Source organism: Chromobacterium vaccinii (assembly GCF_000971335.1).
GTDB lineage: Bacteria > Pseudomonadota > Gammaproteobacteria > Burkholderiales > Chromobacteriaceae > Chromobacterium > Chromobacterium vaccinii.
Genome location: NZ_JZJL01000018.1, coordinates 25,159 through 43,771 on the forward strand (window position 1 = coordinate 25,159; position 18,613 = coordinate 43,771).

The window sequence follows — 18,613 nt, forward strand, 5'->3', positions numbered from 1 at the left end:
CCCGCGGCGTCACGATTCCCCGTCAGCCCGGCGACGGCCGGCCGACATGCCGTCGAAACAGACCTGAAGCATATGCCTGACGATGTCTTCGTCAGGGTATTTTCCATACACCCGCAAATACTCCACCGCCGGATCGCAGGTTCGCGAGTAATAACTGTACAGGATCACGTCCGTCGGCATGTCCGCCTGCAACTCCCCCTGCCGCTTGGCCTGTTCGACGATGCCCTGCAGCATTTTGTGCAGCTTGATCGCCCGGCTGACGTAACGCAGGCTGCGCGTCAGCATGGCGCGCACCTGCGGACTGGTCGAGGGCAGGAACGGCAACCCGCCCTCGAGGCGCACCCGCAGCGCCCAGGCCAAGAGATCGCGCAGGCGGGCAAGCGGGCTCAACTCCGGCGCCTGCCGCGCCAGAAAATCCTGGGCGTCGTCCAGCAAGCGGATCATCACCTCGGTCGCCAGCTCATCCTTGGATTTGAAATGCTTGTACAGGCTGGGCTTGGAAATCCCCGCTTCGCCGGCCACATCGTCCATGGTCATCAGGTCGAAACCCTTGCTCGCCAGCATCCGCGTCGTGGCGTCGAGCACGGCCTGCTCGCGCAGCTTGAAGGCCTGGTCCTTGAAGCTGAGCCTGCCTAATATACCCATCGGTAACACCTTTTACTGATCAGTAGAATTTTTTTCAAATCGGTTTTATCCTGAATATAAAGCAGCGCCGGCGCACTGCCAAGCCGGCGGATTTCCTACCTCGCGACAGGACGACATGGTGAACGCCACATCGCCACAACGCATCGCCGTGATAGGCGGCGGCATCGCCGGCCTTGCCACGGCTTACTTTCTCTGCCGACGGCACGCGGTGACGCTGTTCGAAGCCGCCGACTACCTGGGCGGCCATACCCACACCGTCGACGTCACGGTCGACGGCCGCGACTTCGCCGTCGATACCGGCTTTCTGGTATTCAACGATCGCACCTATCCCAACCTCATCGCCTTGTTCCAGGAACTGGGCATTCCCAGCCATCCCAGCGACATGTCGTTCAGCGTCTCCTTGGGCCAGGGCCGGCTGGAGTGGGCGGGCCGCGATCTGAACAGCGTGTTCGTCCAGCGCCGCAATCTGCTGTCGCCCGGCTTCTGGGGCATGCTGTCCGACATCCTGCGCTTCAACCGCGAGGCGGAGCGCAATCTGCGCCGCGCGATCGAGGCCCCGCAAAGCCTGGGGCGCTTGCTGGACGCGGACGGATACGGCGCGCGCTTTCGCCGCCACTACCTGCTGCCGATGGCGGCGGCGATCTGGTCCAGCCCCTGCCGCGACATCCTGTCCTTCCCGGCCGAGACTTTCCTGCGCTTCTGCCTGAACCATGGCCTGCTGCAATTGCGCGACCGGCCGCAATGGCGCACGGTGCCGGGCGGCGCACGGCAATATGTCGAGAAAATCGCCGCCGGCCTGGCGGATGTCCGGCTGTCTACGCCGGTGCTGCGCGTCACCCGGGTGGATGGCCGCGCGCGCCTGCTGACCGCCTCCAGCGAAGAAACCTTCGACAGCGTCGTTTTCGCCACCCATGCGCCGCAATCGCTGGCCATGCTGGCGGATGCCGATGATTTGGAGCGCAAGATGCTGTCCGCCGTCCGTTATCAGGCCAATGAGGCGGTGCTGCATACCGACGCCTCTTTGCTGCCCCGCCGCGAAGCGGCCTGGTCAGCCTGGAATTTCCTGTCTGACGACGATGACGACAGCCGCGCGGTAGGCGTCAGCTATCTGCTCAACCAACTGCAGCCCCTGCCTGTCTCCACGCCGGTGGCGGTCACCTTGAACCCGCCGCGCCCACCCGATCCGGCCAAGGTGCTGGGCCGCTATCATTACGAGCATCCGCTGCTTGACACCTTCGCCATCGCCGCGCAAAAGGCTTTGCCCGGCATTCAGGGTCGACGTGCCTGCTGGTTCGCCGGCGCCTGGACCGGCTACGGCTTCCACGAGGATGGGCTGAACTCCGCGTTGCGCGTGGCGCGGGATTTTGGGCTGGCCCCGGCCTGGGCGAGGTTGGAAAAATGAGCGGCGCCTATCTGTTGACCGGGCAGGTGATGCACCGCCGCTTGCGGCCGGCGCCCAATCGCTTCGTCTATCCGGTTTTCTGCCTGCGGCTGAATCTGGCCAAGCTAGAAAGCCTGCGCGGCTTCTGGTTTGGCGTCGACCGCTGGCGGCCGCTGTCCCTGCGCACGCGCGACTACGGCCCGCGCGACGGCTCGCCGCTCTTGCCGTGGATACGCGCGCGGCTGGCCGAGGCCGGCCTGCCCGCCGACGGCGAGGTCTGGCTGCAAACCTTTCCGCGCGTGTTCGGCTATGTGTTCAACCCGGTCAGTTTCTGGCATTGCCACGACGCCTCCGGCCAGCTGATCGCGGTGCTGGCCGAAGTGAACAACACCTTTGGCGAAAGGCATGGCTATCTGTTGAGCCAGACCGGCGGCGGCCCCATCTCCGCCGCCAGTCAGCTCTCATGCCGCAAACTGCTGCATGTCTCGCCGTTTTGCCGCGTCGAAGGCCACTACCGTTTCCGCTTTCATCACAGCGGAGACCATGCGCTGGTCCGCATCGACTACCACAACGACGCCGGCCCGCTGCTGCACACCGCCATCTCTGGCCGCCTGGCGCCGCTTACGCCGGGCGCCGCCGCGCGCGCCCTGCTGCGCCAGCCGCTGCTGACTCTGGGCGTCATCGCCCGCATCCATTGGCAGGCGCTGCGGCTGTGGCTCAAACGAGTGCCCTTTTTCCGCAAACCTCATCCCCCCGCCGCCGCGCTCAGCCGCGGCCAGGAGCTGAAGCCATGAGCGCAAGCCAACCCATCGCCTTGTCCCGTCCCGATATTCCCGCCGCCGGGCGGGCGCTGCTGGCCCTATTGTCGAAACTGCGCCACGGCAGCCTCAAACTCATCACCCCGGATGGCGAGACCCTGTGGTTCGGCGCTCTCCATGCGGAAACCGACGCCGAGCTGCAGCTGCGCGACTGGCGCGCCTGCGGCCGCATCATGGCCGGCGGCGATATCGGCTTTGCCGAGGCCTGCCGCGACGGCTGGCTGGATAGCCCGGACCTGACGGCGCTGCTGCGGCTGGCGTTGCGCAACGAAGACGCCTTGCAGCTGGGCAAGCTAGGCCGCTGGGCCGCGCGCTGCTGGCACAAGCTGCGCCACCTCTTGCGCGCCAACAGCCGCCGCGGCAGCCGGCGCAACATCCACGCCCATTACGATATCGGCAACGATTTTTACCAGCTGTGGCTGGACCCGAGCTGGACCTATTCCAGCGCCTGGTTCGACGGCGACCACAGCCTGCCCTTGGCCGACGCGCAAGCGCGCAAGTACCAGCGCATCTGCGAGCAACTGCGGCTGCGCCCCGGCATGCGGGTGCTGGAAATCGGCTGCGGCTGGGGCGGCTTCGCCGAGCATGCCGCCCGCCTCGGCGTGGCGGTGCATGGCATCACCATCTCGGACGCGCAGCTGGACTTCGCCCGCCGCCGCCTGGCCAACGAACCGCTGGTCAGGCTGGAGCACCGCGACTACCGCGACCTCTCCGGCCAATACGACGCCATCGTGTCGATCGAAATGTTCGAGGCGGTGGGCGAGCACTACTGGCGCGGCTATTTCGACACCCTGCGCCGCTGCCTGAAGCCGGGCGGCCTGGCGCTGGCGCAAAGCATCACCATAGAGGAGTCCCGCTTCGAGGCGTACCGCGCCGGCGCCGACTTCATCCAGACCTTCATCTTCCCCGGCGGCATGCTTCCCAGCCGCGAGCGCTTCCAGCGGGCCGCGCAGCAAAGCGGCCTGGCATGCCGCGGCCGGCTGGATTTCGGCGCCGACTACGCGGAAACCCTGCGCCGCTGGCGCGATGCTTTCGAGGCCAACCTCGTCGCCATCCGCGCCCAAGGCTTCGATGAGGCCTTCATCCGGCTGTGGCGGCTGTATCTGTGCTACTGCGAAGCCGGTTTCGACGAAGGCCGCATCGGCGTTTCGCAATTTCTGCTGGAAAGGAATGCGTGATGCCGCGCGCCGCCCTCGCCTCCTTGCTGGCCTTGCTGACGGGTTGCGCCGGACCGTCGGTAGCCGATTACGCCGCCAATCGACCGCTGCTCGACCCCGGCCGGTTTTTCCTCGGCAAAACCGAGGCCTGGGGCATGTTCCAGGATAGGCAGGGCCGATTGCTGAAGCGCTTTACCGTAGACATGGACGGCGAGCGCCAGGGAGACGAGCTGGTGCTGACCGAGCGCTTCCATTACAGCGACGGCAGCCGCCAGCAGCGGGTATGGCGGCTCAAGCCCATAGGCGACGACCGCTGGCGCGGCGTGGCCGACGATGTGGTGGGCGAGGCCGTCGGCGAGACGGCCGGCAACGCGCTGCGCTGGCGCTACACGCTGAAGCTGCCGGTGGACGGCAAGGAATACCAGGTGCAGTTTGATGACTGGATGTTCCTGCAAGACGAGCGCAGCCTGCTCAACCGCGCCGAGATGAGCAAGTTCGGCTTCCGCCTGGGCGAAGTCACGCTGTTTTTCCGCAAGCCGGAGCCGCGGCCGTGAGCTTGCGCCTCAATCCGGCCATACCAGACTGGCGCGCGCGCCGCGTCTGGGTGATAGGCGCGTCCAGCGGCATAGGCGCCGCGCTGGCCACCGAACTGCTGGACGCCGGCGCCGAAGTCATCCTGTCGGCGCGGCGCGGCGAACCGATGCAGGCGCTGGCCGCCGGCCGCGCCGGCGCGCGGGTGGAGACGCTGGACGTGACTGATCCGGCGGCCTGGCGGGCCGCCTGGTCGCATCTGGAAGCCGCGGGCGCGCGGCCCAACCTGGTAGTGTTCTGCGCGGCCGATTACCGCCCGCAGACCTGTCTGGATCTGCATGCCGAGGAGACCCGCCGCCTGCTCGACACCAATCTGCTGGGCGTCTACCACGGCCTGGAGGTGGTGCTGCCGGCGCTGGCGCGGCAGGGACGCGGCGGCGTGGCGCTGGTCGCCAGCGTGGCCGGTTACGCCGGCTTGCCGGGCGCGGCGGTGTACGGCCCCGGCAAGGCGGCGCTGATCAATCTGGCGGAAATCCTCTACACCGAGCTCAAGCCGCGCGGGGTGGCGGTTTATCTGATCAATCCCGGCTTCGTCGCCACCCCGCTCACCGCCAAGAACGATTTTTCCATGCCGGCGCTGCTGACGCCGCGCCAGGCGGCGCAAAGCATCATGCGCGGTCTTTCGCGCGGCGCGTTTGAAATCCACTTCCCGCTGCGCTTCACCGTATGGCTCAAACTGTTGCGGCTGCTGCCCTACCGGCTGCGGCTGCCCTTGCTCGCGAGGCTGGCTCGACCATGAAACGCATCCCCTCCCAAGCCGACTGGCAGGCTTTGCTTGACTGGTACCAGACATTGACGCCGGACACCTTGCCCGATATCGGCCACTTCTACGCTGAAGACGCCCGCTTCAAGGACCCGTTCAACGACGCGCGCGGCGTCGCCGACATCCAGGCGGTGTTCCGCCACATGTTCAAGACGCTGGAGCAACCGCGCTTCACCGTCATCCACGCGCTGCGCGACGGCGACCAGGCTTTCCTCACCTGGGATTTCGACTTTGTCTACGCTGGACGCAAGGTCAATATCCACGGCGGCAGCCATCTGCAGTTCGACGCCGGCGGCAAGATCGCGCTGCACCGCGACTACTGGGACGCGGCGGAAGAACTGTTCGAGAAAATACCGGTGCTGGGCCTGCCGGTGGCCTGGCTGCGCAAGAAACTCAAGGTGGTGTGATGGCGGCGCGGACCTTCAAGGGCAACAAGGCGGCGCTGCCGTCCAAGCCCTGCGCCGGCTGCGGCCGGGCCATGAGCTGGCGCAAGAAATGGCGCGCCAGCTGGGATGCCGTGCAGTATTGCTCGGAGCGCTGCCGCCGCCAGAAAGGTAAAGCCGCATGACCACCTTGCGGCTGCTCCTGGGCGACCAGCTCAATCCCCGCCACAGCTGGTTCGCCGAGCCCGACGCCAACGTGGTGCATGTGATGATGGAAATCCGCCAGGAAACCGATTACGTGCGCCACCACTCGCAAAAAATCCTGGCCATCTTCGCCGCGATGCGCGACTTCGCCGCCCAGTTGAAATCACAAGGCCACCGCGTGCGCTATGTAGCGATCAACGACGCCAGCAACCGCCAGTCGCTGACCGGCAATCTGGACGCGCTGATCTTCCATTACCGCGCGGCGGCGGTGGAGTACCAGGCCCCGGACGAGTGGCGGCTGGACCGCCAGCTGGCGGAGTAGGCGGCCGGCCTGCCCATGCCCTGCCGCATGGCGGACAGCGAGCACTTCTACACCGCGCGCGGCGAGGCGGCGGCGTTGTTCGGCGCGCGGCGGCAATGGCGGCAGGAAACCCTATATCGCCACCTGCGGCGCCAGCACGGCATTTTGATGGACGAAAACGCCGAGCCCGCCGGCGGACGCTGGAATTTCGACGCCGACAACCGCCAGCGCTGGCCCGGCGATCCGCCCGAACCAGACGATGCGCGTCCCGAGCATGACCACAGCCGGCTGTGGCAAACCATTGTCGGCGCCGGGGTGGCCAGCTTCGGCCAGCCGCAGGCGGACGCGCTGCGCTGGCCGCTCAACCGCGCCGAGGCGCTGGCGCAGCTGCATGCCTTCGTCGAACAGGCGCTGCCGCATTTCGGCGCCTATCAGGACGCGATGAGCCCGCGCGCGCGGCGGCTGTTCCATTCGCTGCTGTCTTTCGCGCTCAATGTGAAAATGCTGGGGCCGCGCGAGACGGTGGACGCCGCCGTCGCCGCGTGGCGGGAGGGCCGCGCGCCGCTGGCCGCGGTAGAAGGCCTCGCGCGGCAGATACTGGGCTGGCGCGAATACGTGCGCGGCGTGTATTGGGCCAAAATGCCCGGCTACCGCGACAGCAACGCGCTGGCGCACAGCCTGCCGCTGCCGCGCTGGTTCTGGGACGGCGATACCGGCATGCGCTGCCTCGCGCACGCCATCGGCCAATCGCTGGCAGACGCCTACGCCCACCACATCCAGCGGCTGATGGTGATAGGCAATTTCGGTTTGATCGCCGGCCTGTCGCCGCAGGCGCTGCATGAATGGTATCTGGGCGTCTACATCGACGCCTTCGAATGGGTGGAGCTGCCCAACACGCTGGGCATGAGCCAGTTCGCCGACGGCGGGCTGCTGGGCAGCAAGCCTTACGCCGGCAGCGCCGCCTATATCGGCCGCATGGGCGATTACTGCGCCGGCTGCCGTTACCGGCCCAAGCAGCGCGTCGGCGCCGATGCCTGCCCGTTCAATGCCTTGTACTGGGGCTTTTTCCAGCGCCACCGCGCGCGGCTGGCCGCCAATCCGCGGCTGGCTCTGGTCTACCGCCAGCTGGACAAGCTGCCGGAAGCCGAACGCGCCGCCATCGCTGCGCGCGCCGCCGCGCTGCAATCCGATCTAGACGCACTGTGAGATCCACCATGCTGAAAAACCCGCTCGCGCTGTTCGCCCTCGCTGTGCTGCCATTGACAGGCTGCGATACCGCGCCCCCGCCCGGCATCGCGCCGGTGCAGGGTTTCCAATTGGAACGCTACCAGGGCCGCTGGTATGAAATCGCCCGCCTGGACCACCGCTTCGAACGCGGCCTGCAGGCGGTCAGCGCCGACTACAGCCGCAACGCCGACGGCAGCGTCCGCGTGGTCAACCGCGGCTATGACGCCGCCGCCGCCAGCTGGCGCCAAGCCGTGGGCAAGGCCTGGTTCAACGGCCCTGCCGACATCGCCTCGCTGAAAGTGTCGTTCTTCGGACCGTTCTACGGCGGCTACCATGTGGCGGCGCTGGACCCCGACTACCGCTGGGCGGTGGTGGTGGGGCCGGACAAGGATTATCTGTGGCTGCTGTCGCGCGATAAACAAGCCGCGCCCGCCGCCAAGCCCGCCCTGCTGGCGGTGGCGGCCGGGCTGGGGGTGCCGGCGGACAAGCTGATCTGGGTGAGGCAGGACCGTGGCGACAACTAGACGGCTCAATCCTGAAAAATTGCTGCTCAGCAAATGGACCGCCGCCGCCCCGCGCGACAAGGAAAAACACTTTCTGGTGGTGGCGCTGGGCCTCCCTATGCCCGACGCCGCGGTGGAGACGGTGACGCTGGAGGCGGTCCATACCCGGCGCCGGCAAACCATGGCGTGGCAAGCGCTGCGCGACACGGGCCAATGGCTGCAAGGGTGGAAATGAAAGCCTGGCCATGACAGCGAGGCATGCCCTTGCCTCGCGCCGGCAATGTTTTTATCGTTTAAGAGTCGCGGTCAAAACCCCTGATCCTGCGTTGCGCCTCCTTGCCGTACTGCCTGTACTGTCTACGTCGGCGCGCCTTGGCTCAGGTGCTTTGCGAGGTTTTGTCAGCCACTCTAAGCAGGTCTTCGCATCCATCGTCATGGAGTGTCGCCATGGAATTGTTCGATACCTTGTCCGCCCAGATCCGCCACATGCGTCTGCCTCTGTTCGCGGTCAGCCTCAGCGCGGTTCCCTTCCCCGATACCCCCCTGCTGTTGATGCTTCATTGGCATGGGTTCCGCAAAGCCGCCGCCGGCCGCGCGCCGACGGGCCAAACCTCGCTGCGGCAAGTGCCGGCGTCGGCCTTGCAGCTGACGCGCAGATGGAGCGCGCTGTCGCTGCTGGAGGAAGAGATTCTGGACGCAGCCTGGCAGCTGGGCGCCTGGAGCCTGCTGCGCGACGAGCGGCGCGGTTGCAACACCATAGGCGCCGCCGCCGGCGAGGAGCTGGCCTGCCGCCAGGCTTTTGGCGATTTGCCGGCGATCGACGGCCAGGAAAGCGTCGTGGCCGAAGCGCCCGACAGCCCCGAGCTGGTGCGGCTGGCGGCTCGCCGCGGCTATGTTTGCTGGCAGTTTCGGCCGGTGCATGGCGGGCTGTGGCGCGAGCTGGCCGAAGACGACACGCTGGGCGAAGCCGGGCTGCGCCAGCCCCCTTGTCCGCTCGCGCCGCGCGCCTGCCGCGGCGGCAAGGCGGCCCGGACCGAATACCGTTTCGGCCGCATCGAGCGCGTCATTTTTTAGTCGCATTTTTTCTGAAAAAAACCTCTTGAAAAGCTTTTGGCCCGCCCTTACTTCGTCATTCGTCAGCCTCCGGGCTGAGTTTGGCCGGCAAGCGCGGGCATCTTCGCGCCTGCTGCAAGCCGGTCTTACCTACCGTTTCCAATGATCTGAATCGCACAGGAGATTGATATGCAAATCCGTCCTCTGCACGACCGGATTATCGTCAAGCGGGTCGAAAAGGTCCGCCAGACAGCATCCGGCATCGTCATTCCCGATAGCGCCGCGGAAAAGCCCGAGCAAGGCGAAGTACTCGCGGTCGGTCCCGGCAAACGCTTGCCTGACGGCGCCTTGCTGCCGATGCAAGTGCAGGTCGGCGACTTGGTCTTGTTCGGCAAATACGGCGGCCAGACCGTCAAGCTGGACGACCAGGAATACCTGGTGCTGCGCGAAGAGGATGTCTTCGGCGTGGTCGAAGAGACATCCGCATCCGGCCGCAAGGCTGCTTGATTTTCCCCATTCATCACAGGAGTTAAACCATGGCTGCGAAAGAAGTCCGCTTCCACGACAACGCCCGTGAGCGCATCGTCAACGGCGTCAACGTGCTGGCCAACGCGGTGAAAGTCACTCTGGGGCCGAAAGGCCGCAACGTGCTGCTGGCCCGCAGTTTCGGCGCGCCGCACATCACCAAGGACGGCGTGTCGGTCGCCAAGGAAATCGAACTGAAAGACCCATTCGAGAACATGGGCGCGCAGATGGTGAAGGAAGTGGCGTCCAAGACCGCCGACGTGGCGGGCGACGGCACCACCACCGCCACCGTGCTGGCTCAGGCCATCGTGCAGGAAGGCATGAAGTACGTCGCCTCCGGCATGAACCCGATGGACCTGAAGCGCGGCATCGACAAGGCGGTCCATGCCGTCATCAAGGAGCTGCAAACCCTGTCCAAGCCGGTGACCAACAGCAAGGAAACCGCCCAGGTGGCGGCGCTGTCGGCCAATTCCGACGAGGCCATCGGCAAGATCATCGCCGACGCCATGGACAAGGTGGGCAAGGAAGGCGTGATCACCGTCGAGGACGGCAAATCCTTGGACAACGAATTGGCTGTTGTCGAAGGGATGCAGTTCGACCGCGGCTACCTGTCGCCCTACTTCATCACCGATCCGGAAAAACAGACCGCCGTGCTGGAAGACCCGCTGGTGCTGCTCTACGACAAGAAGATCAGCAATATCCGCGACCTCTTGCCGGTGCTGGAGCAAGTGGCCAAGGCCGGCAAGCCGCTGCTGATCGTCGCCGAAGACGTGGAAGGCGAAGCGCTGGCCACCCTGGTGGTGAACAGCATGCGCGGCATCCTGAAGGTGGCCGCCGTGAAAGCGCCCGGCTTCGGCGACCGCCGCAAGGCCATGCTGGAAGACATCGCCATCCTGACAGGCGGCGCCGTCATTTCCGAGGAAACCGGCCTGACGCTGGAAAAAGCCGGCCTGGCCGAGCTGGGCAGCGCCAAGCGTGTGGAAATCGGCAAGGAAAACACCACCGTCATCGACGGTGCCGGCGACAAGGCCAAGATCGACGCCCGCGTGCAAGCCATCCGGGCGCAGATCGACGCCGCCACCAGCGACTATGACCGCGAGAAGCTGCAGGAACGCGTGGCCAAGCTGTCCGGCGGCGTGGCGGTGATCCGCATCGGCGCGGCCACCGAAGTCGAAATGAAAGAAAAGAAAGACCGCGTCGACGACGCGCTGCACGCCACCCGCGCCGCGGTGGAAGAAGGCATCGTGGCCGGCGGCGGCGTCGCTCTGCTGCGCGCCCGCTCCCATTTGGGCGAGCTGAAAGGCGACAACGCCGACCAGGACGCCGGCATCCAGATCGTGCTGCGAGCGCTGGAGGCGCCGCTGCGCGCCATCGCCGCCAACGCCGGCGACGAGCCGTCGGTCATCGTCAACAAGGTGCTGGAAGGCAAGGGCAGCCACGGCTACAACGCTGCCAGCGGCCAGTTCGGCGACCTGGTGGAAATGGGCGTGATCGACCCGACCAAGGTGACGCGCACCGCGCTGCAAAACGCGGCTTCCATCGCCAGCCTGATCCTGACTACCGACGCCACCGTGGCCGAGGCGGCGCAGGACAGCAAGGCCAAGGCTCCGGCGGAGCTGGATTACTGATCCGCCGATTGCCCCCTTTCGTCATTGGCCCGCGCTCAGGCGCGGGCTTTTTTTGCGCGAATATCTCTATTCGACGTCTAAAACAAAATGCGTCGCTCATGCCACAGGATTTTTACTAACATTGCTGAAAGTTCAGTATTTTTCACTAAGTATGCGCAGCGCCTCCCTTCATTGATGCACTCAAAAGCGGGAAAAGCCTGACTTGGCAAGAATGGAAGTTGTCACTTTAAAGCTCATGCCCGCCCGCGCCTGGAGTCTGGGGTATTGCCTGATACTGGCATGCGGGGCGGCACTCGCCGCTCCCGCGGTCAAAAACTGGTTCAACGACCCGTTCATCCAGGTGCGCAACCGGATAGCGGCCTGCCCGGTTCCTCTGGGCCCATTCGCCACCGAGGCGGAGATGAAACAGCAGGCGCATTCGCGCATCGAGCGCGGCACCAGCTGCTGGCTGGCCAAGCAATGCGCGAAGCCCAACGCCTACATGTACGACGCGGATATCGCCGCCGATCTGCGGCGACGCTTCGCCAAAAGCCGCCGCTTCGCCGACGCCAGCTTGTGGCTTACCGTGCAGCGCCGCTTCGTTTACGTGGAAGGCTGCGTCCGCAGCCGGAATGCCGCCGCCGGCATCGAAGCCTTCATCAAGCGGACTCCAGACGTGCAACTGGTGATTGCAAACATTGCCGCTGGCTCCGGCAAGCCAAATTACGCCGTCATGCCAGAGAGATAGCGGCCCCCGCGCATCTGGCGCGTCTCCGCCTTGCATGCTCTTAAACGAGTAAACGAGCCGGCTCGGCGGCCAGTGGGCAATTGTCGGCGACAAGCGGCCGCCATCGTCAGTCATTGCCGCCAGATCATGACAGCTGCCTCACCCCATCACTCGCTCGCGCCAACAGCTTCCCTAAAACCTCCGTCCAGCCCACAATCCAGAGATCACGCAAAACGAACCGGGCCAATGATCGCCCGACAATGACGGATACCCGATGCCTCTCCCGCTCAACCTGAACCTGCTGCGCTCGCTGGAGGCGCTGCTGGAAACGCGCAATCTCACCCGCGCCGCCGACAAGCTGGGGCTGACCCAGTCGGCGATGAGCCGCCACCTGGTGCAGCTGCGCGCGCAGTTCCAGGACCCGCTGCTGCTGCGCGAGGGACAGCGCTTCGTGCTGACCGAGCGGGCGGAAGAGCTGCGGCTGGGACTGAAGACGGTGCTGGAGCAGGTGGAGCGGCTGTACCAGCCGCCGCAGTTCGATCCATCCGTCTGCGCACGGGAGTTTTCCTTCGCCGGCTCCGACTACCTGGCCGAGTACATGCTGCCGGACATTCTGGACCGGGTGCTGCCGCAAGCGCCGGACATGCGCCTGAAGTTCCTCCCCTGGCAGGCCGGCCGCTTCGACATGCTGGTGGATGGGAGCGCGGACTTGGTTTCCACCATCGCCGACGAGGTGCCGGACAATATCTACGGCAAGTCGCTGGGCCAGGACCAGCCGATGTGCGTGATGGCCGACGACCATCCATTGCGGAACAAGCCCGCGCTGGAGCGGGACGACTACCTGGCCTGGCCGCACGCGCGCGTCAGCTCCGCCAGCGACAAGGACGGCTTCGTCGACATCCAGCTGGCGCAACAAGGCCAATCCCGCCAAGTCCGCATCGCCACGCCCTATTTCGTGTCGGCGCTGAGCATCGTCTCGCGCAGCCAGCTGCTGCTGACGCTGCCAGAACACCTGGCCATCCGCTTCCAGCGCCAGTTTCCGGTGCATGCCAAGGCCATGCCCTTCATCGATTACACCTACCGCTACTGGCTGCTGTGGCACGGCCGGGCGGACAAGGACCCGGCGCACCGCTGGTTCCGCGGCCACGTGTTCGACGTGCTGCACCACTCCATCCACGGCGTCAGCAAGTATTCGGAGAACGCATAGCGGCTATCCGCCGATGGCGGTTCTGTCCGCCGCGCCCAGCTCATAGACTTTGTCCGGACTGTCATCAAACAAGGAGAAAGCTATGACCTGGACCACTTGGCTGCAATTCGCCGCCGTGTGCATGCTGGGCGCGATGTCGCCCGGCCCCAGCCTGGCGATGGTATTGCAGCAGACCGCCCGCGGCGGGCGCGGCGGCGGCCTGGCCGCCGCGATCGGACACGCGCTGGGCGTGGGCCTGTACGCGCTGGCCGCCGCCCAGGGACTGGCGATGGTGATGGCGACGCATCCGCTGCTGTTCAAGATCATCTCCTGCCTCGGCGCGGCCTATCTGATCTGGCTGGGCGTGCAGGGCTTGCGCGCGGCGTCACGCCCGGCGCGGGCTGCAAGCAACGACATCTCCGCCGCCGCGCCGACCTCCGCCTGGCGCGCCGCGCGCACCGGCCTGGCGGTGTCGCTGTCCAATCCGCACCTGGCGGTGATGTTCGTCGCCCTGCTCAGCCAGTTCGTCACCGCCGACATGCCTGTCGGCAGCCAGGTGCTGCTGATCGTCACCGCGATGGGACTGGATTTCGGCTGGTACGCGTTGCTGGCGTTGCTGATCTCGCACCCATCCATCCTGAGCGGCCTGCACCGCAAGAGCCGGTGGATAGACGGCTGCGGCGGCGCGCTGATGCTGCTGCTGGGCCTGCGCATCCTGATGGTGTGACGATGCGGGACAGAATGACGAAATGGGATCCGGAAACCTTGGCCGCGCTGGCATATCGCCACGGCGGAGAGGTGCTGGAACACGGCAAGCCGCTGCGCTCGGCCCGAGAAGGCGCGGCGCACTTCGGCATCGCGATGACGCAGACCGCCCCCACGCTGATCGTGGAGGCGGACGGCGACATCTTCGCCTGCATCCTGTCCGGCGGACGGGACGGCGTGGACTGGGCCAAGCTGGCGCGACTGCTCGGACGCGGCCACGCCCGCCTGGCGGACCGCCGCCGCGTGCGGGAGATCACCGGCTGCGACGCCGGCGCGGTGCCGCTGCTGGGCCTGGATCTGCCCTGCGCGATGGACCGCCTGCTGCTGGCCCACGACTTCGTCTACGGCGGCGCCGGCGATCCGCTCCGGACGCTGAAGATCTCTCCCCGCGTCCTGGCGGAACTGAACCGCGTGTCGATCTGGTACGAATGACGCGGCGGTTTACAGGTGTTCCCGGAAAAAGGGGATCAACTTTTCCAGCGCCACCGCCACCGCTTCGGGACGGTCGTACAGATCGTAATGGGACCAGCCCTCGGCCACCAGCAACTGCTTGACCTTGGACGCCGCCCGGCCGTGGATTTCACAGCTGTCGCGGTAGGCGCCGAAGCCACCCGGCTTGTCTCCCGTCACCACCAGCAGCGGCTGGGTCAGCAGCAACTCGGCGTGGGCGAAGGCGTCCCAGGCTATCGCCGCGCTGTTGAACGAAAACAGCCCGCTGGTGGCGCCGTTGGGCTGCATGCCACGCGGCGACTTGTAGTAGTCGGTGGCCTCCAGCACGTCGATGTCGGCGACGCCGGCGCTCATCGCGGCCTCAAGCGACGGCGGCAAATAGTTGATGACATGCCGCGCTTCGCCGCGGGCCTCGGCGGTGCGCTGTTCGGCCATCGCCTGCAGCGCGCCGATGGGATCGAAGTTGCTGAAGGCCTCGCGGCTCAGCCGGCCGAAGTTCACCCCGGTGATCGAGGCCAGCGCCCGGATGCGGCGGTCGCTCATCGCGGCGTTGATGGTGTAGCCGCCGCCGCCGCAGACGCCGATGGCGCCGATGCGCGCAGCGTCGACATAGGGCAGCGTCACCAGGTAGTCGATGGCGAAGCGGATGTCGGACACCCGGATCGACGGGTCTTCGATGAAGCGCGGCTCGCCGCCGCTCTCGCCCTGGAAGCTGGCGTCGAAGGCGATGACGACGAAGCCCTCGCGGGCCAGCGCAGCGGCGTAGACATTGCCGGCGGTCTGTTCCTTGCAGCTGCCTATCGGATGGGTGCTGACGATGGCCGGATAGCGCCGGCCTTCGTCGAAGTCCGGCGGCAGGTATAGATCCGCCGCCGAGCTCCAGCCCAGGTTGCGATAACTGACTTTCTTGATGCGGCTGTCCGCCATGATGCTCTCCCGGCCGCCGGCGCTTGTCGCGCTTGCAGGCCTCTTGCGTTTGAAGATGGACGGGCAAGCGCCTATCCATGGTGTTTTCCCAAGCCGGACAGCAGGTCCGGCGTCTGTGAATGCATGGTAGGGAGAGCATTGATATTGAACAAGACCACAATCCGCACTACAGTGATAAGATGAAATTTACAATCAAGCCGCCATGGACCCTACGCTGCTTCCCTCTCTGGCCTGGTTCGCCCACGTCGCCCATCACCGCAGCTTCACCCGCGCCGCCGCGGAAATGGGCGTGTCGCGCGCAGCGCTGTCGCAAAACCTGAAGGCGCTGGAGCAGAGGCTGAACGTCAAGCTGCTCTACCGCACCACCCGCGACATGTCGCTGACCGAGGAAGGCCAGCGGCTGTATGACACGTTGTTTCCGGCGCTGTTGTCTATCAAGGCCGCCGTGCGCGGCATCGGCGAAAGCCGGGACGAGCCGGCCGGCCTGCTGCGGGTCAACACGTCCAGAAGCGCGGCCAAGCTGCTGGTGGAGCCGCATCTGGCCGAGTTCCTGGCGCGCCATCCCAAGCTTCGGCTGGAGCTGATCATGGACGACGGCCTGGCCAACATCATCGCCGACGGCTGCGACGCCGGCATCCGCCTGGGACAGAGCCTGGCGGAGCATGTGACCGCGGTGCCGATTTCGCCGCGGCTGGAAATGGCGGTGGCGGCCTCGCCAGACTACTTCGCCCGCCACGGCGAACCGGCCTCGCCGGAAGATCTGGCGCGGCACAACTGCGTGCGCTTCCGCCACACCACCAGCGGCGCCATCTTCCACTGGGAATTCTCCGCGCCGGGCGAGGCCGGCCGGGACTTCACCGTGGAGCCCCTTGGCAATTACACCACCAACGACGACGAAAGCATGATCCGAGCGGCATTGCAGGGCGGCGGCCTGATCCAGCATCTGGATCTGGCGCTGCGGCCCTATCTGGAAGACGGCAGGCTGGTCCGCGTGCTGCGGCCATGGTGCCCGCCGTTTCCCGGCTTCTACCTCTACGTGCCGTCGCGCGCGCAAATGCCGCCGCGGGTGCGGGCGCTGATGGACTTCCTGATCGAAAAACGGGATACCCAGCCGGCCCGGATTGCCTGAGCCGGAGAGCCCGCCGCCCGCGCGGATGCGCGATTCCGCTTGCATCCTGCGCGGCGCTGGCGCGAAATGGGCGTCTCGCCCCTCATGGACTCCGCCGATGAAAACCGCCCTCCTCTGTCTCTCCCTGCTCGCCGCCGCGCCCGCCTTCGCCGACACCCAGACCCTGGTCATGCTGCGCCATGGCGAAAAGCCGGACGGCGGCTACGGCCAACTCAGCTGCAAGGGGCTGAACCGCTCGCTGGCGCTGATCAAGACCCTGCCGGCCAAATACGGCAAAGCAGACCAGATCTACGCGCCGTCCACCGCCAGCCAGAAGCGCGACCCGGCCGGCACCTTCAACTACATCCGCCCGCTGGCGACGATAGAGCCCACCGCCATCGCCCAGGGCCTGCCGGTCAACACCGCGTTCGACATGCTGGCGATAGACGGCCTGCGACAACAGCTGGTCAATCCGCTGAGCCACGGCAAGACGGTCTACATCGCCTGGGAACACAAGCAACTGCAGGCGCTGGCCGCCGACATCATGCGCCGCTACGGCGGCAAGGACGGCGCAGCCCACGTGCCGGTCTGGGGCAAGGACGATTTCGACAGCCTGTACGTGATCGACATCGATTACGGCAAGGACAAGCCCGCCGCCCGCTTCCGCCGCGACAACCAGGGCCTGAACGATCTGCCCGACGCCTGCCCCGGCGCGTGAGACGCCGAAAACCATCGCCCTTGACTTAAAGTTAACTTCAACTTTCATCATGACGGTTCTTACCGCAACAAGAGCGTCCCCATGCAGCACTCCGTCAAGAATGAAAGTCTCTTCAGCCAAGGCAGAACCGCGGCCTGCATCGGCGGCATCGCGCTGATCTCGCTGCTGGCCTTCGAATCCATCGCCGTCGCCGCGGCCATGCCCGCCGTCGCCACCGCTCTGGGCGGCCTGGATTTCTACGCGATCGCCTTCGGCGGCACGCTGGCCACCTCGGTGGTGGGCATGACGCTGGGCGGAGAGATCTGCGACCGCTACGGCGCCGCCCGCTCCGCCTGGCTGGGCCTGGCCGCCTTCATCGCCGGCCTGCTGGCGGCGGGCGCGGCCTCCGACATATACATGCTGGTGCTGGGCCGGCTGATGCAGGGCCTGGGCTCCGGCCTGCTGGGCGTGGCCATCTACGTGGGCATGTCGCGCGCGGTGCCGCCCGCGCTGCATCCCAAACTGTTCGCGATGTTCGCCGGCGCCTGGGTGGTGCCCGCGCTGATCGGCCCCGGCATCGCCGCCGGCCTGGTCCACATCTTCGGCTGGCGCGCGGTCTTCCTGGCGGTGGCTGCGCTGACGCCGATCGCCGGCGCGCTGCTGCTGCCCGCGTTAAGCCGCCAGGAGGCGCCGGCCGGCGCCGCCAAACCGATGCGCTGGCCGCGGCTGGGCTGGAGCCTGCTGGCCGCCTGCGGCGCGCTGGCCCTGCACGGCAGCAGCCATCTGCCGCAAACGCAGTACATGCTGCCGGCGCTCGCGGTTGGCTTCGCCTTCGCCTTTTTCGCGGCGCGCCGCCTGTTGCCCGCCGGCAGCCTGCGCGCCGCCGAAGGCCTGCCCTCGGTGGTGGCGATGCGCGGCCTGATCGCCGCCGCCTTCTTCGCCAGCGAAGCCTTCATTCCCTTGATCTTGACCACCCGCTACCACTGGAGCCTGGGTTCGGCCGGCCTGGCGCTCACGGCCAGCGCGCTGATGTGGAGCCTGGGCAGCGCCACCCAAGCGCGGCTACACCGCGAGGCTGCCCGCCGCCGCGGGCTGACCCTAGGCTTTGCGGCGATGGCCGCAGGCCTGTCCGCCGCGCTGGCCGCGGCGGCCCTGTCGCTGCATGCGGGGTGGGTGGTGGCCGGCTGGGCGGTGACCGGCCTGGGCATAGGCTTGAGCTTCCCGATGTTGTCGGTGCTGACGATGCAGCTGTCCCGGCCGGACGAGCAAGGCAGCAACGCTTCCGCGCTGCAGCTGAGCGACGCGCTGTCCTCCAGCATCGCGCTGGCGCTGGCCGGCATGCTGATCCACGCGCTGGCCCGGCCGGCCGCGCCGCCGGACGCGCTGCCCATCCTGGCGATGTCGGCGTTGCTGGCTCTGGTCGGCGCCTGGGTCAGCCCGCGGGCGTTCCCGCGCGGCGCGGCCGGACAAGCCGACGGCGCGGACTTGCCGGTCCAGCATCAGCATTAGCGCGAACAAAACCCTGATCCTGCGTCGGCGCGCCTTGGCTCAGGCTCTCTGCGAGGTATTGTCAGCGGCTCTAGCCCGGCCGTTCG

21 protein-coding genes and 1 pseudogene are annotated in these 18,613 nt (G+C 66.7%); 20 read left to right on the forward strand and 2 right to left on the reverse strand.

Features of this window, described 5'->3' with window-relative positions; all coding sequences use genetic code 11:
* Positions 1-9 precede the first annotated feature (9 nt).
* Positions 10-645 (reverse strand): TetR/AcrR family transcriptional regulator, encoded by a 636-nt coding sequence (locus VL52_RS10740; RefSeq protein WP_046157033.1) that lies wholly within the window; start codon positions 643-645, stop codon positions 10-12.
* Positions 646-760: 115 nt separating this feature from the next.
* On the opposite strand from VL52_RS10740, the gene VL52_RS10745 reads away from it, so the two are divergent.
* The 17 genes and pseudogenes from VL52_RS10745 to VL52_RS10820 all read left to right on the forward strand — a co-directional run bounded on the left by VL52_RS10745 (position 761) and on the right by VL52_RS10820 (position 14,268).
* A complete protein-coding gene (locus VL52_RS10745) occupies positions 761-2,047 on the forward strand; it encodes an NAD(P)/FAD-dependent oxidoreductase (RefSeq protein ID WP_046157034.1) in 1,287 nt (428 codons plus the stop codon).
* Positions 2,044-2,820, forward strand: a complete 777-nt coding sequence (locus VL52_RS10750) for a DUF1365 domain-containing protein (protein ID WP_046157035.1) — start codon at positions 2,044-2,046, stop codon at positions 2,818-2,820. Before VL52_RS10745 ends, VL52_RS10750 begins: the two co-directional genes overlap by 4 nt.
* A complete protein-coding gene (locus tag VL52_RS10755; RefSeq protein ID WP_046157036.1) occupies positions 2,817-4,022 on the forward strand; it encodes an SAM-dependent methyltransferase in 1,206 nt (401 codons plus the stop codon). The genes VL52_RS10750 and VL52_RS10755 overlap by 4 nt, the downstream gene beginning before the upstream one ends.
* Positions 4,022-4,555 (forward strand): DUF3833 domain-containing protein, encoded by a 534-nt coding sequence (locus VL52_RS10760; protein ID WP_046157037.1) that lies wholly within the window; start codon positions 4,022-4,024, stop codon positions 4,553-4,555. Before VL52_RS10755 ends, VL52_RS10760 begins: the two co-directional genes overlap by 1 nt.
* Entirely contained in the window at positions 4,552-5,331 is a 780-nt protein-coding gene (locus tag VL52_RS10765; RefSeq protein WP_046157038.1) for an SDR family NAD(P)-dependent oxidoreductase, read from the forward strand. The genes VL52_RS10760 and VL52_RS10765 overlap by 4 nt, the downstream gene beginning before the upstream one ends.
* Entirely contained in the window at positions 5,328-5,762 is a 435-nt protein-coding gene (locus tag VL52_RS10770) for a nuclear transport factor 2 family protein (protein ID WP_046157039.1), read from the forward strand. Before VL52_RS10765 ends, VL52_RS10770 begins: the two co-directional genes overlap by 4 nt.
* Positions 5,762-5,923, forward strand: coding sequence for a DUF2256 domain-containing protein (locus VL52_RS23960; protein ID WP_080770358.1), 162 nt, complete (start codon positions 5,762-5,764; stop codon positions 5,921-5,923). Before VL52_RS10770 ends, VL52_RS23960 begins: the two co-directional genes overlap by 1 nt.
* Positions 5,920-7,449: pseudogene (locus VL52_RS10775) on the forward strand (cryptochrome/photolyase family protein). The gene VL52_RS23960 and the pseudogene VL52_RS10775 overlap by 4 nt, the downstream one beginning before the upstream one ends.
* A gap of 8 nt (positions 7,450-7,457) precedes the next feature.
* Entirely contained in the window at positions 7,458-7,994 is a 537-nt protein-coding gene (locus VL52_RS10780; RefSeq protein ID WP_046157040.1) for a lipocalin family protein, read from the forward strand.
* The gene (locus tag VL52_RS10785; RefSeq protein ID WP_046157041.1) at positions 7,981-8,208 is read left to right on the forward strand and encodes a TIGR02450 family Trp-rich protein; all 228 of its coding nucleotides are present in this window, start codon (positions 7,981-7,983) and stop codon (positions 8,206-8,208) included. Before VL52_RS10780 ends, VL52_RS10785 begins: the two co-directional genes overlap by 14 nt.
* Positions 8,209-8,420: 212 nt before the next feature.
* Positions 8,421-9,047 carry a hypothetical protein gene (locus tag VL52_RS10790; RefSeq protein WP_046157042.1) on the forward strand — a complete coding sequence of 209 codons (627 nt, stop codon included), beginning with the start codon at positions 8,421-8,423 and terminating at the stop codon, positions 9,045-9,047.
* Positions 9,048-9,215: 168 nt separating this feature from the next.
* Positions 9,216-9,533 carry a co-chaperone GroES gene (locus VL52_RS10795; protein ID WP_046157043.1) on the forward strand — a complete coding sequence of 106 codons (318 nt, stop codon included), beginning with the start codon at positions 9,216-9,218 and terminating at the stop codon, positions 9,531-9,533.
* A 29-nt stretch (positions 9,534-9,562) separates the two neighbouring features.
* On the forward strand, positions 9,563-11,179 hold the full coding sequence (gene groL / locus VL52_RS10800) for a chaperonin GroEL (protein WP_046157044.1): 1,617 nt from the start codon (positions 9,563-9,565) through the stop codon (positions 11,177-11,179).
* A gap of 235 nt (positions 11,180-11,414) precedes the next feature.
* Positions 11,415-11,906 (forward strand): BON domain-containing protein, encoded by a 492-nt coding sequence (locus tag VL52_RS10805; protein ID WP_052729256.1) that lies wholly within the window; start codon positions 11,415-11,417, stop codon positions 11,904-11,906.
* Positions 11,907-12,159: 253 nt separating this feature from the next.
* Complete coding sequence (locus VL52_RS10810) at positions 12,160-13,092, forward strand: LysR family transcriptional regulator (RefSeq protein ID WP_046157045.1); 933 nt, start codon at positions 12,160-12,162, stop codon at positions 13,090-13,092.
* Between the two features lie 82 nt (positions 13,093-13,174).
* Positions 13,175-13,798 carry a LysE family translocator gene (locus VL52_RS10815; protein ID WP_046157046.1) on the forward strand — a complete coding sequence of 208 codons (624 nt, stop codon included), beginning with the start codon at positions 13,175-13,177 and terminating at the stop codon, positions 13,796-13,798.
* A 14-nt stretch (positions 13,799-13,812) separates the two neighbouring features.
* The gene (locus VL52_RS10820; RefSeq protein ID WP_046157047.1) at positions 13,813-14,268 is read left to right on the forward strand and encodes an aminoacyl-tRNA deacylase; all 456 of its coding nucleotides are present in this window, start codon (positions 13,813-13,815) and stop codon (positions 14,266-14,268) included.
* A gap of 9 nt (positions 14,269-14,277) precedes the next feature.
* On the opposite strand, the gene VL52_RS10825 is transcribed toward VL52_RS10820, so the two are convergent.
* Positions 14,278-15,213 carry an alpha/beta hydrolase gene (locus VL52_RS10825; protein WP_046157048.1) on the reverse strand — a complete coding sequence of 312 codons (936 nt, stop codon included), beginning with the start codon at positions 15,211-15,213 and terminating at the stop codon, positions 14,278-14,280.
* Positions 15,214-15,415: 202 nt separating this feature from the next.
* Here VL52_RS10825 and VL52_RS10830 point away from each other — a divergent pair, with 202 nt between their 5' ends.
* The 3 genes from VL52_RS10830 (at position 15,416) to VL52_RS10840 (ending at position 18,527) form a co-directional block, all read left to right on the forward strand.
* Positions 15,416-16,342, forward strand: coding sequence for a LysR family transcriptional regulator (locus VL52_RS10830; RefSeq protein ID WP_046157049.1), 927 nt, complete (start codon positions 15,416-15,418; stop codon positions 16,340-16,342).
* A gap of 97 nt (positions 16,343-16,439) precedes the next feature.
* Complete coding sequence (locus tag VL52_RS10835; RefSeq protein WP_046157050.1) at positions 16,440-17,039, forward strand: hypothetical protein; 600 nt, start codon at positions 16,440-16,442, stop codon at positions 17,037-17,039.
* A gap of 81 nt (positions 17,040-17,120) precedes the next feature.
* Positions 17,121-18,527, forward strand: coding sequence for an MFS transporter (locus VL52_RS10840; RefSeq protein WP_052729257.1), 1,407 nt, complete (start codon positions 17,121-17,123; stop codon positions 18,525-18,527).
* The last annotated feature ends 86 nt before the right edge of the window (positions 18,528-18,613 follow it).

Excerpts from the sequence above, each read along its gene's own strand:
- VL52_RS10825 (WP_046157048.1), bottom strand. The coding sequence starts at position 15,213 with ATGGCGGACAGCCGCATCAAGAAAGTCAGTTATCGCAACCTGGGCTGG.
- groL (WP_046157044.1), top strand. The coding sequence starts at position 9,563 with ATGGCTGCGAAAGAAGTCCGCTTCCACGACAACGCCCGTGAGCGCATC.
- VL52_RS10815 (WP_046157046.1), top strand. The coding sequence starts at position 13,175 with ATGACCTGGACCACTTGGCTGCAATTCGCCGCCGTGTGCATGCTGGGC.
- VL52_RS10740 (WP_046157033.1), bottom strand. The coding sequence starts at position 645 with ATGGGTATATTAGGCAGGCTCAGCTTCAAGGACCAGGCCTTCAAGCTG.
- VL52_RS10750 (WP_046157035.1), top strand. The coding sequence starts at position 2,044 with ATGAGCGGCGCCTATCTGTTGACCGGGCAGGTGATGCACCGCCGCTTG.
- VL52_RS10760 (WP_046157037.1), top strand. The coding sequence starts at position 4,022 with ATGCCGCGCGCCGCCCTCGCCTCCTTGCTGGCCTTGCTGACGGGTTGC.
- VL52_RS10790 (WP_046157042.1), top strand. The coding sequence starts at position 8,421 with ATGGAATTGTTCGATACCTTGTCCGCCCAGATCCGCCACATGCGTCTG.
- VL52_RS10820 (WP_046157047.1), top strand. The coding sequence starts at position 13,813 with ATGACGAAATGGGATCCGGAAACCTTGGCCGCGCTGGCATATCGCCAC.
- VL52_RS10755 (WP_046157036.1), top strand. The coding sequence starts at position 2,817 with ATGAGCGCAAGCCAACCCATCGCCTTGTCCCGTCCCGATATTCCCGCC.
- VL52_RS10795 (WP_046157043.1), top strand. The coding sequence starts at position 9,216 with ATGCAAATCCGTCCTCTGCACGACCGGATTATCGTCAAGCGGGTCGAA.
- VL52_RS10840 (WP_052729257.1), top strand. The coding sequence starts at position 17,121 with ATGCAGCACTCCGTCAAGAATGAAAGTCTCTTCAGCCAAGGCAGAACC.
- VL52_RS10745 (WP_046157034.1), top strand. The coding sequence starts at position 761 with ATGGTGAACGCCACATCGCCACAACGCATCGCCGTGATAGGCGGCGGC.
- VL52_RS10780 (WP_046157040.1), top strand. The coding sequence starts at position 7,458 with ATGCTGAAAAACCCGCTCGCGCTGTTCGCCCTCGCTGTGCTGCCATTG.
- VL52_RS23960 (WP_080770358.1), top strand. The coding sequence starts at position 5,762 with ATGGCGGCGCGGACCTTCAAGGGCAACAAGGCGGCGCTGCCGTCCAAG.
- VL52_RS10830 (WP_046157049.1), top strand. The coding sequence starts at position 15,416 with ATGGACCCTACGCTGCTTCCCTCTCTGGCCTGGTTCGCCCACGTCGCC.
- VL52_RS10835 (WP_046157050.1), top strand. The coding sequence starts at position 16,440 with ATGAAAACCGCCCTCCTCTGTCTCTCCCTGCTCGCCGCCGCGCCCGCC.
- VL52_RS10770 (WP_046157039.1), top strand. The coding sequence starts at position 5,328 with ATGAAACGCATCCCCTCCCAAGCCGACTGGCAGGCTTTGCTTGACTGG.
- VL52_RS10810 (WP_046157045.1), top strand. The coding sequence starts at position 12,160 with ATGCCTCTCCCGCTCAACCTGAACCTGCTGCGCTCGCTGGAGGCGCTG.
- VL52_RS10805 (WP_052729256.1), top strand. The coding sequence starts at position 11,415 with ATGCCCGCCCGCGCCTGGAGTCTGGGGTATTGCCTGATACTGGCATGC.